A 13,804-nucleotide genomic window follows, 5' to 3' on the forward strand; every position below is an offset into this window, starting at 1 on the left:
CTGACCGATGATCCCTCGCTACTCCCGGCCGGAAATGGTTGCCATCTGGTCGCCCGAAACCCGGTTCCGCATCTGGTTCGAGATCGAGGCTTACGCTTGCGACGCACTGGCCGAGCTCGGCGTGATCCCGAAGGAGGCCGCCAAGACCATCTGGGAAAAAGGCGGGGCCGCCAAGTTCGACGTCGACGCCATCGACGAGATCGAGCGCGTCACCAAGCACGACGTCATAGCCTTCCTCACCCATCTCAGCGAATTCGTCGGGCCGGATGCCCGCTTCATCCATCAGGGCATGACGTCCTCGGACGTTCTCGACACCTGCTTTGCCGTGCAACTCACTCGCGCCAGCGATATCCTTCTAGCCGACATCGACGGCCTGCTGGCGGCGCTCAAGCGCCGCGCCTTCGAACACAAGGATACCGTCACCATCGGTCGCAGCCACGGCATCCATGCCGAGCCGACCACCTTCGGCGTCAAGCTGGCGCAGGCCTATGCGGAATTCTCGCGCTGCCGCGAACGGCTGGTGCACGCGCGCGAGGACATTGCGACATGTGCGATATCAGGTGCGGTCGGCACTTTCGCCAACATCGATCCGTATGTCGAAGAGCATGTGGCCAAGAAACTCGGATTGAAGCCGGAGCCGGTGTCGACGCAGGTGATCCCGCGCGACCGTCATGCGATGTTCTTCGCCACGCTCGGCGTCATCGCCTCGTCGATCGAGCGGCTGGCGACGGAAATCCGCCATCTGCAGCGCACCGAGGTGCTGGAGGCGGAAGAGTATTTTTCGCCCGGACAGAAAGGCTCGTCGGCGATGCCGCACAAGCGCAACCCGGTGCTGACTGAAAACCTCACCGGCCTCGCCCGCATGGTGCGGTCCTTTGCGTTGCCGGCGATGGAGAACGTGGCGCTCTGGCACGAGCGCGACATTTCGCATTCGTCGGTCGAGCGCATGATTGGGCCGGACGCGACGGTGACGCTCGATTTCGCGCTGTCGCGGCTGACCAGTGTCATCGACAAACTGCTCGTCTATCCCGACAACATGCTGAAGAACATGAACAAGTTCCGCGGCCTCGTGCATTCGCAGCGCGTGCTGCTGGCACTGACCCAGGCGGGCGTCAGCCGTGAGGACGCCTACCGGCTGGTGCAGCGAAACGCGATGAAAGTGTGGGAGCAAGGCGCTGATTTCCTTGAGGAACTTTTGGCTGACAAAGAGGTCACCGCAGCCTTGCCCGAGGCCGAGATCCGTGAAAAATTCGACCTTGGCTATCATACCAAGCATGTCGACACGATCTTCAAGCGGGTGTTCGGAGAAGCGTGATGATTTCGGCGGCCGGAGATTTCGATTTTCTTGCCCTGCCGGGGCGCGGCAATTCCGGACCAGATCACTGGATGTCGCATTGGTGCCGGGCGTTTCCCAATTCGAGCCGCGTGCTGCAGGCCGAATGGGACAGGCCCAACCCTGAGGACTGGATCGGCAGGGTGGACGCCGCGATTGCCGCGGCACCTCGGCGCGTGGTTCTGCTTGCGCACTCACTGGCGGTGGCGACGGCGGTGAAGTGGGCAGCCGGCGCCAGCGAAAGCCAGCTCAACAAGGTTGCGGGCGCATTGCTGGTTGCCGCAACCAATGTCGAGGACCCTGATCCGTCCTTCGACCTGGTTCGTCCCTTTGCGCCGATGCCGCTGAAACGCTTGCCCTTTCCGACCCTGGTAGTGGCCAGCCGCACCGATCCGCGTGTCAGCTTCGACCAGGCTACGGCCTTCGCCGCGGCCTGGGGCGCGGACCTCGCCGATGCCGGCGATCTCGGCCATATGGGGAACGAGACCCGCCTCGGCCTTTGGCCGGCGGGCCTGCTCATGCTCGGTCGGCTGCTGGAAAAGGCCCGGCTCTAAGCCGCTTCCGAAACGCTCAAGCCTTGCCGGGAACGGTTCTGATCACCGTCCCCCATGGGTCTTCGCGGGTCGTCCCATCAGCCACATTGTCCGAGCGCATTTCGACCCAGGCGAGGCCAGACCGAGAAGCGTCGCGACGACCGGCACCAGCACTCTGCCATGCATTGGCGCCGATATGGTGGTGATATCCGCCTGACGACAGGAACACCGCCGCGCTGCCATATTTCGCCACCGTGTCGAAGCCGAACTCTTGGTGCCACCAAGCTTCGGCGTCTTCCGGCCTGCCGACGCGCAGATGGACGTGGCCGATGATGCTGTTGTCCGGCATGCCCTGCCAGCCGGCATCGCCGGACGGCAGTTCGGCAACGACAGAGGGGATGTTCAGCCGTTCGGTTGCCATCGCTATCTTGTCGCCATTCCACTTCCAGTCCCCACGCGGGCGGTCGGCATAGATCTCGATGCCGTTGCCTTCAGGATCGGTCAGGTAAAGCGCCTCGCTGACCAGATGGTCGGAAGCGCCTTCGATGCTGATCTTGTCGGCGATGGCATGATTGATCCAACGGCCGAGATCGGCCCGGCTGGGCAAGAGGAAGGCGGTGTGAAAGAGGCCGGCGCTGCGCAGATCGTCGGGCTTCGCCGCCGCATCCGCCTCGATGTCAAGCAAGGGGCGGTTGGCGGCGCCCAGCGTGATCGTGCCACCGGCGCGGCTCAGTTCCCGCAGGCCGACGACATTGCGATAATAGGCAGCGAGACTTTCCGCATCCCGCGCGCGCAACCCGACGCGGGAAACGCTGACCGGGGTGGTGGCGGCAAAAGGCAGTTCGCTCATCAAATTCTCCGTTTGGGCAGCCTTTGACGAGATCCCCAAAACCAGGAGCCCGGCGCCACCTACCATTATACGTCGTGTCAGTCCTAAAATCCTGGTTTCCTTACACGGCTGTTCATTTCCTACCGACAGATCATCGATCGCGATCGTTCACACAAGATGGCAAGATGCGAACATGGTGTTCACAATTGTGAGCAATCGCACCGATTATCGCGGTTGCACGAAACCGTGCCGCTCGCTACATGCGCGCCATGAAAGTCAGGGATGCAGATATTCTCATCGTGCCGGGCTACACCAATTCCGGGCCCGACCATTGGCAGAGCCGCTGGCAATCGAAATTGTCGACGGCACGCCGCGTCGAGCAGGCAGAATGGTCGAAGCCGATGCGCGAAGACTGGACGGCGAGCGTGGCGAAAGCGGTCAACGAGGCCGAGCGGCCGGTCGTCATCGTCGCGCATTCGCTCGGCGTCGCGACGGCGGTTCAGGCCATGCCCCAATTCCAGCGCCCGGTGGCCGGAGCCTTCTTCGTGGCGCCACCCGACGTCGCCAATCCCAAGATAAAACCCAGGCACCTGATGACCTTCGGCCCCTACCCGCGCGAGCCGCTGGCATTTCCCTCGGTCGTGATCGCCAGCCGCAACGACCCTTTCTGCGCGTTCGACGTCGCTGAGGACATTGCCGGAGCCTGGGGCTCGCTGTTCATCGATGCCGGCGATGCCGGCCATCTCAATGCTGATTCCGGCTTCGGCCCATGGCCCGAGGGGTCGATGACTTTTGCGAAGTTCCTGACGGACCTTTAGGACTCGATCGAGTCCTTGACGCTCTTCAGCAGGGTCTTTGCCCCCAGACCGATCAGCGCATGTTCGGAGCCCATGGCCAGCAGCCGGTAACCCATCGACACCACACGGCCGGCAACGGCCGGTTCGACGACATAGATTGCGGCGTGCTTGCCGGCCTTGCGTGTCCGCTCGGCGATCGAAGCGACGGTCTCCATCATGCTTTCGAGCGTCGAATTGACGATGGCGCCGTTCGACCAGGCAATCGAGAAATCCGATGGGCCGAGGAAGATGCCGTCGATACCTGGCGTGTCGAGGATGCCGTCGAGCGCATCGAGGGCGGCGCGCGTCTCGACCATGGCGAAGGCCATGGTGCGCTCGTTGCTGTCGCGCAGCCAGTCGGCATAGTCACCCTTGCCATGACGCGGAAAGGCATAGGTTGGACCCCAGGAGCGCTCGCCGAGCGGCGGGTACTTCATGGCCGCGGCAAACAGTCTGGCGTCCGCTACCGAATTCACCATCGGCGCAATCACCGCCTCGGCGCCGAAATCGAGCGCGCGGCTGGCCATGTCGAAGCGGCCGACCGGAATGCGCACCAGCGCCGGTTTGTTGGCGGCCAGCACCGGCCCAAGGCCGCGCAGCACGCTGTCCTCGTGATGCCCGCCATGCTGCATATCGAGCGTAACGGCATCGAAGCCCTGTCTGGCGAGGATTTCCACCGTCAAGGCATCCGGCACGCCGGACCATGCGGTGCATAACGTTTCATCCGCCGCCAGGCGTGACTTCAGGGACATAGGTGCCTCCTTTGCTCTCTTTTTGCTTTCGCATCGGCCCGGAACCGGTTGTCGGAACGCACGATACCAAAGAGGGTGTTAGGGCAGTTTCAGCCGGAAACGGTGGCAAAGGCAAAGAAAAACCGCCCGGATAGGCCGAGCGGTCGATTGGTCCAGCAGGTCGATCTGGCTCAGAGAGAGATCATGTGTTCTTGATCTGTTCAATCGCCTGCGCCATCAGATCGTCCATGGTGCGGCGAATCTGATGGTCCGACTGGTCGACCCCGGCTTCGTCGAAATCCTTGCGGATCTTGCGGAAAACGTCGTGATCGCCGGCTTCCTCGATGTCGGCGACAACTACCTGCTTGGCATAGGCTTCGGCATCAGCCCCGGATTTGCCCAGCTTTTCGGCAGCCCACATGCCGAGCGCCTTGTTGCGGCGCGCCGAAGCCTTGAATCGAAGTTCCTCATCGAATGCGAACTTGCGCTCGAAGCCCTCTTCGCGGTCCTTCATATCGATCATTGCGTCCCTCCGATCAAATCCGATTCGTTGATGTGAATATGTGTTTCCGCTGCACAAACCAAAAGGCCGCGGACCGGTCAATATGCTACATCACTTGCTGCGCTGCGGCATTTCATTCCGGAAAGCAGTTGATTGAAAGGATTTGCCGATTGAGCAAACAGTGCGATTGGGATAGACACCGGCATTGAACCCCTACCGTTGCCGCACTAATTTAGGCGGACGGACAGGAACTGGTCGCTTGCCGCCTGTCCGGAAATCCAGAGAAAAATCAGATGAAAAATCGCCGCCGCATTTATGAAGGCAAGGCCAAGATCCTCTATGAGGGACCTGAGCCGGGGACGCTGATCCAGTTCTTCAAGGACGACGCGACCGCTTTCAACAAGAAGAAGCACGAAATCGTCGATGGCAAGGGCGTGCTCAACAACCGCATTTCCGAGCACATCTTCAATCATCTCAACCGGATGGGCATTCCGACCCACTTCATCCGCCGGCTCAACATGCGCGAGCAGCTGATCAAGGAAGTCGAGATCATCCCGCTCGAGGTTGTCGTGCGCAATGTCGCCGCCGGTTCGTTGGCCAAGCGCCTCGGCATCGAGGAAGGCACCGTCCTGCCGCGGTCGATCATCGAATTCTATTACAAGGCCGACGCGCTCGATGACCCGATGGTGTCTGAAGAGCACATCACCGCTTTCGGCTGGGCGAGCCCGCAGGAGATCGACGACGTCATGGCTCTGGCCATCCGCGTCAACGACTTTCTCTCCGGTCTGTTCATGGGCGTTGGCATCCAACTCGTCGACTTCAAGATCGAGTGCGGCCGCCTGTTCGAGGGCGACATGATGCGCATCGTCGTTGCCGACGAGATCTCGCCGGACTCCTGCCGTCTGTGGGACGTGGCGACGCAGGACAAGCTCGACAAGGATCGTTTCCGCCGCGACATGGGTGGGCTGGTCGAAGCCTATCAGGAAGTCGCCCGCCGCCTCGGCATCATGAACGAGAACGAGCCGCCGCGTCCCGCCGGACCGGTGCTCGTCGCCTCGACCGATGGCGTCAAAGGCAAGCCGCACTGAGATTTTTGCCGCTCAACACTTCGAACAGGAGCATGTCTAGCGTGATCAAGGCCCGCATTACCGTAACCCTCAAGAACGGCGTGCTCGACCCGCAAGGCAAGGCGATCGAGCATGCCCTGTCCGGGATGGGCTTTGACGGCGTCGGCCAGGTGCGGCAGGGCAAGGTCTTCGACGTCGAGCTTTCAGAGAGCGACAAGGCGAAGGCCGAAGCCGACCTCAAAGCCATGTGCGACAAGCTTCTGGCGAATACGGTGATTGAGAATTACGCGGTGGAGATCGCCTGAGGTGAAATCAGCCGTCGTCCTCCTGCCTGGCCTCAACCGTGACCGCGACATGATCGCGGCGCTGACCAAGATTTCGGGAACGCCACCGGTCACGGTCTGGCAGACCGACACCGAAATCCCCGATGTCGACCTGATCACCATCCCCGGCGGCTTTTCCTTCGGCGACTATCTGCGCTGCGGCGCCATTGCCGCGCGTATGCCTGTCATGCGGGCGGTCGCCGAAAAGGCGGCCAAGGGTGTCATGGTCATCGGCGTCTGCAACGGGTTCCAGATCCTGGTCGAGGCCGGCCTTTTGCCGGGCGCCTTGATGCGCAACACCTCACTGAAATTCGTCTGCCGGCAGGTCAAGCTGCAGATCGCCAATGCCAACACGATGTTCACCCGCCGCTATCAGCCGGGCCAGATCATCCGCTCGCCGGTGGCGCATCACGACGGCAATTATTTTGCCGACGCCGAGACGCTCCGCAGGCTCGAAGGCGAAGGCCAGGTCGTGTTCCGCTATGCCGAAGGCACCAACCCCAACGGCTCGATCAACGACATTGCCGGCATCATCAACGGCCAGGGCAATGTGCTCGGCCTGATGCCGCATCCCGAGAACCTGATCGAAGCAGCACATGGCGGCAGCGACGGCCGGGCGCTGTTCGAAAGTGCCCTCGGCATTGCCGCTTGATATCCCCAGCATTCATCCTTTTTCGCGAACTCGAAATAGGCGCCGCATGAGCCTGAGACAGACGATCGCCCGCCTCGCTCTCGTCGCCGCCGCCGGCCTTGTGCTCGCCTCCTGCCAATCGAAGCCGAAGAGTGCGCCGGCGCCCTCGGGCAAGAGCGCGTCGCTGCTTGCAATGGAACAGGTGGCGATCGCCGCCCATAAATGCTGGATCGCCAGCAAGGATGCTGCCTTCAAGCCTTATCAGATGGCCAATGAGCTGAATTCGTTCACCGGCACGCCGCGCTTCCTGCTGGTCCCGGTCAAACACTATGGCGGAAAGCCGTTGCTGGTCGTGCAGGCGCAGGGCAATTCACGCCGCATCGACGTCTACGGCCCACTGATGGACGAGCCGCTCGGTGCACGCATCGGCGCGGACATTGCCCGCTGGCAGACTGGCAATCCGGCTTGCGGTGCGGCGGCGTAGCGCCATGGGTCGCTTCCTGCAGATAGCGGGTCTGGTCATAGATCTGGCCGGGCTTGTCCTGCAAATCTGCATCACCGTTCCGGCGTCGATGGAAGCAGGCCGCAACTTCATTGGCTCGCTGGTCTTCTACTTCAGCTTCTTCACCATCCTGACCAATATCGGCGCGGTGCTCGTGCATGTTTCGCTGCTGTCACCCGTCGGCTACGCCTGGTTTCCGGCCTTTGCCGGGCCGCGGATGCGGGCGGGTGTAGCGGTTGCCATAACCCTGGTCTTCATCGTCTATGCGACTGTCCTGGCGCAGCTTTGGCAGCCGCAGGGCCTGTTCCTGCTCTGCGACGTCCTGCTGCACTATGTAACACCGGTGCTGTTCGTGCTGTGGTGGCTCGTGGCAGGCGCCGACGGCTCGACACGGTGGCGCGACATCTCCTGGTGGATGATCTATCCGGTCGCTTATTTGGCCTATGTATTGGCGCGGGCGCCGATATCGGGCGAAGTGCCCTACCCGTTCCTCAACGTCGCCAAGAACGGCGCGGCCAGCGTCGCCGTTTCGGCGCTCGGCATCACCGGTCTTTTTCTGGTGCTGTGCATCATTGCGGTGCTTGCCGACCACGGCATCTCACGGATGAGGAGCCCTGGCGTCCATCCAGGTGCGAAAAGGGCTTCCTGAGGCCGTGTCTTCTTAAAGATGGACACTGGCTCAATGTTTCTTTCAGTCCCAGAACGGCCGCAGACCCTCACGGTGGGCATCGCAGCGCGAGACGCCGATATCCTTGAGCTGATCGTCGGTCATCTCCAGCAATATCAGCCGGCTGCGCCGGCGATCGACCATGGCGTCGATCCACTTCAAAAGCGATCTGACCACGCGGACGAGACGATTGACATAGGTCCTCCGACCTAATGGCCGCGCCATCCGTAACTCAGCTTCTGCATAGTGAGTTGTATCGATTGTACGCATTGTCTTTCCACCAATATCCGTGATTGTACCCTTTTTCGCCGGACATTCATATGTATTGACTCATATCCCGGCGCAATATAGAAAATTGTTACCATGACAAGTTGGCTTCCAGATCTCACCACAGGCACCGGCCCGCTCTATCAGCGGCTGGCGGATTCCATTGAAACGGACATCGATCGGGGCGTGATCGATGCAGGGACAAAACTGCCGCCGCAGCGCGATCTGGCATATGATATCGGCACGACGGTCGGCACAGTCGGCCGGGCCTACCAATTGTTGCGCGAGCGTGGACTGGTCAGCGGCGAAGTCGGGCGCGGAACCTACGTCCTGACGCAGCGCCCGGATGTCGCGAAGCCGGATTTCCTGGAACCCGTCGAGCAAGGCACGCGCTACTACTTCGATGCGCCTCGCGACAAACTGCGCCTCGACAGCACGGCCGCGCCCGACACCGGCCAGGGCGCCATTGTCGCCGATGTGCTTTCGCGCACAACGCAGGACTATCCGCACGAGATTTCAAGCTACACGCGCGATTTCCCGGACCGCTGGTTCGAGGCCGGCAGAAGCTGGCTGTCGCGCAATTCCTTTCGCCCGGCCCCAGATACCATCGTTCCGACGCTCGGCACCCATGCCGCGGTGATGGCAGCAATTGCAGGGCTCACCACTCCCGGCGACTATGTCGTCTTCGAGCACCTCACCTACTCGCAGATTTCCCGCAGCGCCGGCCTGATCGGGCGCCGGACCGCACTGGTGGCGGCCGACGACGGAGGCATCGATCCCAAGGATTTCGAGCGCGTCTGCGCGCAAAAACATCCGAAAATAATGTTTCTGATGCCGACGGCCAAGAACCCGACGCTGGTGACGCTGTCGGCAACGCGCCGCGAGGCCATCGCGCGCGTCGCCCGTCAATACAATGTCGTCCTGATTGAGGATGATCTCTATGGTGGTATGACAGACGACCCAACACCGTTGCTCGCCGAATATGCGCCGGAACGGACAATCGTTGCCGGCGGCCTGTCGAAATCGGTCGCCGCGGGTGTTCGTAGCGGCTGGCTAGCCTGCCCGCCGGCCTATCGCCACCGCATCAGGGTCGCCCACAAGATGATGACCGGTGGCCTCCCCTTCCTGCTGGCAGAGGTAGGCAGCAGGCTGGTGTTGTCCGGCCAGGCCAGCGAGATGCGCAAACGCAGCATTGCCGAAATCAGCGCGCGCATAGCGATCGTGCGCGAGACACTCGACGGCTTCGATATCAAGGCGTTGGATACCGTGCCCTTCGTTTGGCTCACTTTGCCCGATCCATGGCTTTCCGGCACCTTCAAGCAAGCCTGCCTCGAGCATGGCGTACTGATCGACGATGAGGACGAGTTCAAGGCAGGGCGCTCCGAACAGGTTTTCCATGGCGTCCGCTTTGGCGTGTCACAGCCGGAACGGCGAGAGGACTTAGCGCATGGTCTGGCGATAATCAGGCGGCTTCTGGACGAAGGCCGTGCCGGCTACGACAGTTTCTCCTGAGCCGGCTTGAAACAGGCGGGTCGAGTGGCGATCTTTCGCTACTTGCTGCCCCTGTGGCTTTCCATCGTTTTTCGTCGCTTGATGGGTGTATCGGCGGCAAGGCTTGCGATAAGACGGGACTCGATCCCCAGGACACAAATTGCCGCCCATGACCATTTCCAATTCCGTGCCGATCACTCCGGACCTCATCGCCGCGCACGGGCTGAAGCCCGACGAATATCAGCGCATCCTCGACCTGGTCGGGCGCGAACCGAGCTTTACCGAACTCGGTATCTTCTCGGCGATGTGGAACGAACACTGCTCCTATAAATCCTCGAAGAAGTGGCTGCGCACACTGCCCACATCAGGTCCGCGGGTCATCCAGGGTCCGGGCGAGAATGCCGGCGTGGTCGACATCGGCGACGGCGACTGCGTCGTCTTCAAGATGGAGAGCCATAATCACCCCTCCTACATCGAACCCTATCAGGGAGCTGCGACCGGGGTCGGCGGCATCCTGCGCGATGTCTTCACCATGGGCGCACGGCCGATCGCGGCGATGAACGCCCTGCGCTTTGGTGCGCCGGACCATCCCAAGACCAAACACCTCGTTGCCGGCGTCGTTTCCGGCGTTGGCGGCTACGGCAATTCCTTCGGTGTGCCGACGGTCGGCGGTGAGGTCAATTTCGACGCACGCTACAATGGCAACATCCTGGTCAACGCCTTTGCGGCCGGGCTCGCCAAGACCGATGCGATCTTCCTGTCGGAAGCCAAGGGCGTCGGCCTGCCGGTCGTCTATCTCGGCGCCAAGACCGGACGCGACGGCGTCGGTGGCGCGACCATGGCCTCGGCCGAGTTCGACGACAAGATCGACGAGAAGCGGCCCACCGTTCAGGTCGGCGACCCCTTTACCGAAAAATGCCTGCTCGAAGCCTGCCTCGAACTGATGGCGTCAGGCGCGGTCATCGCCATCCAGGACATGGGTGCGGCCGGCCTCACCTGTTCGGCGGTCGAGATGGGCGCCAAGGGTGATCTCGGCATAGAGCTAGACCTCGACAAGGTGCCGGTGCGCGAGGAGCGCATGAGCGCCTATGAGATGATGCTGTCGGAGAGCCAGGAGCGCATGCTGATGGTGCTGCGCCCCGAAAAGGAAAAAGAGGCCGAGGCGATCTTCCACAAATGGGGCCTGGATTTCGCCATTGTCGGCAAAACCACCGACGATCTGCGCTTTCGCGTGCTGCACCAGGGCGACGAAGTCGCCGATCTGCCGATCAAGGATCTTGGCGACAAGGCGCCGGAATATGACCGCCCATGGGCCGAGCCGAAGAAACCGGCGCCGCTGGCGGCTGGCGACGCACCACAGGCGGATGTCGCCGAGGCGCTGCTGAAACTGCTTGGCGGACCCGACCTTTCCTCGCGCCGCTGGGTATGGGAACAGTACGACACGCTGATCCAGGGCAATTCGCTGCAGCTTCCGGGCGGCGATGCCGGCGTCGTGCGCGTCGAAGGTCATCCGACCAAGGCGCTTGCCTTCTCTTCCGACGTGACGCCGCGCTATTGCGAGGCCGACCCCTATGAAGGCGGCAAGCAGGCGGTGGCCGAATGCTGGCGCAACCTCACCGCCACCGGCGCATTGCCGCTCGCGGCCACCGACAACCTCAATTTCGGCAATCCGGAACGGCCCGAGATCATGGGCCAGTTGGTCGGCGCCGTGAAAGGCATCGGCGACGCCTGCCGCACGCTTGGCTTTCCGATCGTCTCCGGCAATGTCTCGCTCTACAACGAAACCAACGGGCAAGGCATCTTGCCGACCCCGACCATCGGCGGCGTCGGGCTGATCGACGACTGGTCGAAGATGACGCGGATCGGCTTTGCCGCCGAGGGCCAGATGATCCTGCTGGTCGGCGCGCCGTCCAAGTGGGGAACGCATCTCGCCCAGTCGGCCTATATGCGCGACATTCATGGCCGCACCGACGGCCCGCCGCCGCCGGTCGACCTCGACCATGAAAAGCGCGTCGGCGACCATGTACGCGCCCTGATCGCCTCCGGCGTCGTTACATCAGCGCATGATGTTTCCGATGGCGGCATTGCTGTCGCGCTGGCCGAAATGGCGATGGCGTCCGGCATCGGCGCGACCGTCCCCGGCCTGGTCCGGACCGATCCGATCCCGGTCTGGTTCGGCGAGGATCAGGGCCGCTATCTCTTGACGCTGTCGGTCGATCCGCAGAGCGACGAATGGGATACTATTCGCGAACAGCAAAGCAAGCTCGGCATCTTTGCGCCGTGGATCGGCTCGACCGGCGGCGGCGAATTGAAACTCGGCGAGGCGCGTGCGATACCGATCAGCGAATTGACCGCAGCCCACGAATCCTGGTTTCCTCGCTTCATGGCAAATGAGGTCGTGGACCCGTGAGATGATCGAGTGGGGCCGTTTCGGTGTGGTTCATCCGCCATTTCGATCATATCTATGAGATCACGACCTGAACAAGGAATCCTCGCATGGCAATGGACGCGCACGACATCGAACGGCTGATCAAGGAAGGCATTCCGGACGCCAAGGTGACGATTCGCGACCTGGCCGGCGACGGCGACCACTATGCGGCCGAGGTGGTGGCCGAGAGCTTTCGCGGAAAAAGCCGCGTCCAGCAGCATCAGATGGTCTATGACGCGCTGAAGGGCAATATGGGCGGCGTGCTGCACGCGCTCGCCTTGCAGACCAGCGTGCCGGACTGAGTTCCCGCCCTCGTCACCTTTTCGCCGAGACGGCAATGATCGGCCCTGCCGGGTAGTTTCCACCGACGATCATCCTCTCGCCATTCGACAGCGCCGAAACCACTCCGTCGAAGAAAAGCGCGTTGGGACAATGCAGCGCATCACGGAACAGGCGTGCAAAGCTGCCGAGACTGACTTGCGAGCGTGAGATCGCCAGCACGATCGTGTTTTCGTCACGCACGCCAACGCCGTTACGAATGTAACGCGACGTGCCGTTCGCCTCGAAGCGAGGATGAGGCCGGCCGTCGATCACCAGCATCGGTCCGGATTGCGTGGCGAACGCCACATCCGGCTTCGCGGCGGCATAGGCGTTCGTTTCCATGATCGCCGCCTTGCCGTCGTTGCGGACCAAGAACACGCCATTCGGCTGCAAGAAGAAATTGCCTTCGCCGTCAGCGAGGTTGAGCGGCGCCTTCTCCTGGCCATCCTCAATAAGAAGGCCGACCGGCGTCAGGTCCTCATGATACATGCCAGCGTTCATGGCGAGCAGCACCGGCCTGCCCTCGCCCGACATCGCCTTGTCGAACTTTTCCAGCGAGCCGAAGGCTTTGCCGTCGTCGCCGGCGTGCAAGACGCCGGTGTCATAGGCGCGAAGATCGATCTCGCAGACGATGTATGGAACTGTCTCAAAGCTAAGATCGCGGCATGGTCCGGGCAGCTCGTAGCCGATAACGACAGGCGGGTGTTCCGATGGCCTCCGCCACCAGATAGAGGCAAGCACAATGAGCAGAACACCAATCAGGAACGCCGCGCTATATCGCCTTCTCATCGCTTCCCTGGGAAAATAGCTGCCCGATGCTCTTGGCCCAATATCAGGCCATCCTTTGCGCCATTTGCGTGACGATGCGGCAAACGTCTTGTTTCAGGCAACCTATGGGTTTATTTGAAGGGTATGTTTCGAGCCTGGCTCCCGCGGGCATGAAAGGATTCTCTATGAGCGGTATCAACGACTACATCGACAGCGAGGTGAAGGGCAACGAAGTCGTTCTCTTCATGAAGGGCACGCCCGGTTTCCCGCAATGCGGTTTTTCCGGTCAAGTCGTGCAGATCCTCGACTACATCGGCGCCGACTACAAGGGCGTGGACGTGCTGACCTCGGCCGAGCTGCGGCAAGGCATCAAGGAATACTCAAACTGGCCGACGATCCCTCAACTCTACGTCAAGGGTGAGTTCGTTGGCGGCTGCGACATCATCCGCGAGATGTTCCAGGCAGGCGAATTGCAGACGTTCCTCGTCGAAAAGGGCGTGAGCGTCAAAGGCGCAGCCTGAATTCTGTTGTGCATGATCCTTCCGGAAGTCGGTTCCCGACTTTCGGGGACTTGC

General features: G+C 61.8%; 17 protein-coding genes. 12 read left to right on the forward strand and 5 right to left on the reverse strand.

Going from position 1 to position 13,804, the window contains the following annotated elements:
* Window positions 1-7: 7 nt before the first annotated feature.
* Both purB and NKH73_RS19245 read left to right on the forward strand, forming a co-directional pair.
* Window positions 8-1,315: an adenylosuccinate lyase gene (gene purB, locus NKH73_RS19240; RefSeq protein ID WP_352934810.1), complete on the forward strand. Its 1,308-nt coding sequence runs from the start codon at window positions 8-10 to the stop codon at window positions 1,313-1,315.
* Window positions 1,315-1,887: an RBBP9/YdeN family alpha/beta hydrolase gene (locus NKH73_RS19245; protein WP_352934813.1), complete on the forward strand. Its 573-nt coding sequence runs from the start codon at window positions 1,315-1,317 to the stop codon at window positions 1,885-1,887. Before purB ends, NKH73_RS19245 begins: the two co-directional genes overlap by 1 nt.
* Before the next feature lie 16 nt (window positions 1,888-1,903).
* Here the strand turns inward: NKH73_RS19245 and NKH73_RS19250 are convergent, their stop codons facing one another.
* Window positions 1,904-2,716, reverse strand: coding sequence for a VOC family protein (locus NKH73_RS19250; protein WP_352934816.1), 813 nt, complete (start codon window positions 2,714-2,716; stop codon window positions 1,904-1,906).
* A 248-nt stretch (window positions 2,717-2,964) separates the two neighbouring features.
* Here NKH73_RS19250 and NKH73_RS19255 point away from each other — a divergent pair, with 248 nt between their 5' ends.
* Window positions 2,965-3,513, forward strand: a complete 549-nt coding sequence (locus NKH73_RS19255) for an RBBP9/YdeN family alpha/beta hydrolase (protein WP_352935121.1) — start codon at window positions 2,965-2,967, stop codon at window positions 3,511-3,513.
* Here NKH73_RS19255 and NKH73_RS19260 read toward each other — a convergent pair.
* Both NKH73_RS19260 and NKH73_RS19265 read right to left on the reverse strand, forming a co-directional pair.
* Complete coding sequence (locus tag NKH73_RS19260; RefSeq protein WP_352934819.1) at window positions 3,510-4,283, reverse strand: HpcH/HpaI aldolase family protein; 774 nt, start codon at window positions 4,281-4,283, stop codon at window positions 3,510-3,512. The two genes, NKH73_RS19255 and NKH73_RS19260, sit on opposite strands and share 4 nt — an antisense overlap.
* Window positions 4,284-4,464: 181 nt before the next feature.
* Entirely contained in the window at window positions 4,465-4,785 is a 321-nt protein-coding gene (locus tag NKH73_RS19265) for a DUF1476 domain-containing protein (RefSeq protein ID WP_352934822.1), read from the reverse strand.
* Between the two features lie 272 nt (window positions 4,786-5,057).
* Here NKH73_RS19265 and purC point away from each other — a divergent pair, with 272 nt between their 5' ends.
* Genes purC through NKH73_RS19290 form a run of 5 tightly spaced genes read left to right on the forward strand, consistent with a single transcriptional unit; the run spans window position 5,058 to window position 7,936 of the window.
* Window positions 5,058-5,852, forward strand: a complete 795-nt coding sequence (purC, locus tag NKH73_RS19270; RefSeq protein WP_023674725.1) for a phosphoribosylaminoimidazolesuccinocarboxamide synthase — start codon at window positions 5,058-5,060, stop codon at window positions 5,850-5,852.
* Between the two features lie 41 nt (window positions 5,853-5,893).
* Window positions 5,894-6,136 (forward strand): phosphoribosylformylglycinamidine synthase subunit PurS, encoded by a 243-nt coding sequence (purS, locus tag NKH73_RS19275; protein WP_095521871.1) that lies wholly within the window; start codon window positions 5,894-5,896, stop codon window positions 6,134-6,136.
* A 1-nt stretch (window position 6,137) separates the two neighbouring features.
* The gene (gene purQ, locus NKH73_RS19280) at window positions 6,138-6,806 is read left to right on the forward strand and encodes a phosphoribosylformylglycinamidine synthase subunit PurQ (protein ID WP_352934825.1); all 669 of its coding nucleotides are present in this window, start codon (window positions 6,138-6,140) and stop codon (window positions 6,804-6,806) included.
* 46 nt (window positions 6,807-6,852) lie between these two features.
* Entirely contained in the window at window positions 6,853-7,269 is a 417-nt protein-coding gene (locus NKH73_RS19285; RefSeq protein ID WP_352934828.1) for a hypothetical protein, read from the forward strand.
* Between the two features lie 4 nt (window positions 7,270-7,273).
* The gene (locus NKH73_RS19290; protein WP_352934831.1) at window positions 7,274-7,936 is read left to right on the forward strand and encodes a Pr6Pr family membrane protein; all 663 of its coding nucleotides are present in this window, start codon (window positions 7,274-7,276) and stop codon (window positions 7,934-7,936) included.
* 42 nt (window positions 7,937-7,978) lie between these two features.
* On the opposite strand, the gene NKH73_RS19295 is transcribed toward NKH73_RS19290, so the two are convergent.
* Window positions 7,979-8,224 (reverse strand): DUF1127 domain-containing protein, encoded by a 246-nt coding sequence (locus NKH73_RS19295; protein WP_352934834.1) that lies wholly within the window; start codon window positions 8,222-8,224, stop codon window positions 7,979-7,981.
* A 93-nt stretch (window positions 8,225-8,317) separates the two neighbouring features.
* Between NKH73_RS19295 and NKH73_RS19300 the strand changes: the two genes are divergently transcribed.
* From NKH73_RS19300 to NKH73_RS19310, 3 genes are all read left to right on the forward strand, one after another.
* The gene (locus tag NKH73_RS19300) at window positions 8,318-9,733 is read left to right on the forward strand and encodes an aminotransferase-like domain-containing protein (RefSeq protein WP_352934837.1); all 1,416 of its coding nucleotides are present in this window, start codon (window positions 8,318-8,320) and stop codon (window positions 9,731-9,733) included.
* Between the two features lie 148 nt (window positions 9,734-9,881).
* A complete protein-coding gene (gene purL, locus NKH73_RS19305) occupies window positions 9,882-12,122 on the forward strand; it encodes a phosphoribosylformylglycinamidine synthase subunit PurL (protein WP_352934840.1) in 2,241 nt (746 codons plus the stop codon).
* A gap of 86 nt (window positions 12,123-12,208) precedes the next feature.
* Window positions 12,209-12,442 carry a BolA/IbaG family iron-sulfur metabolism protein gene (locus tag NKH73_RS19310; protein WP_023674714.1) on the forward strand — a complete coding sequence of 78 codons (234 nt, stop codon included), beginning with the start codon at window positions 12,209-12,211 and terminating at the stop codon, window positions 12,440-12,442.
* 13 nt (window positions 12,443-12,455) lie between these two features.
* On the opposite strand, the gene NKH73_RS19315 is transcribed toward NKH73_RS19310, so the two are convergent.
* Complete coding sequence (locus tag NKH73_RS19315) at window positions 12,456-13,250, reverse strand: phosphodiester glycosidase family protein (RefSeq protein WP_352934843.1); 795 nt, start codon at window positions 13,248-13,250, stop codon at window positions 12,456-12,458.
* A gap of 164 nt (window positions 13,251-13,414) precedes the next feature.
* Here NKH73_RS19315 and grxD point away from each other — a divergent pair, with 164 nt between their 5' ends.
* Window positions 13,415-13,750, forward strand: coding sequence for a Grx4 family monothiol glutaredoxin (gene grxD, locus NKH73_RS19320; RefSeq protein WP_145715131.1), 336 nt, complete (start codon window positions 13,415-13,417; stop codon window positions 13,748-13,750).
* The last annotated feature ends 54 nt before the right edge of the window (window positions 13,751-13,804 follow it).

The organism is Mesorhizobium sp. M0938, assembly GCF_040319125.1.
Lineage (GTDB): Bacteria > Pseudomonadota > Alphaproteobacteria > Rhizobiales > Rhizobiaceae > Mesorhizobium > Mesorhizobium robiniae.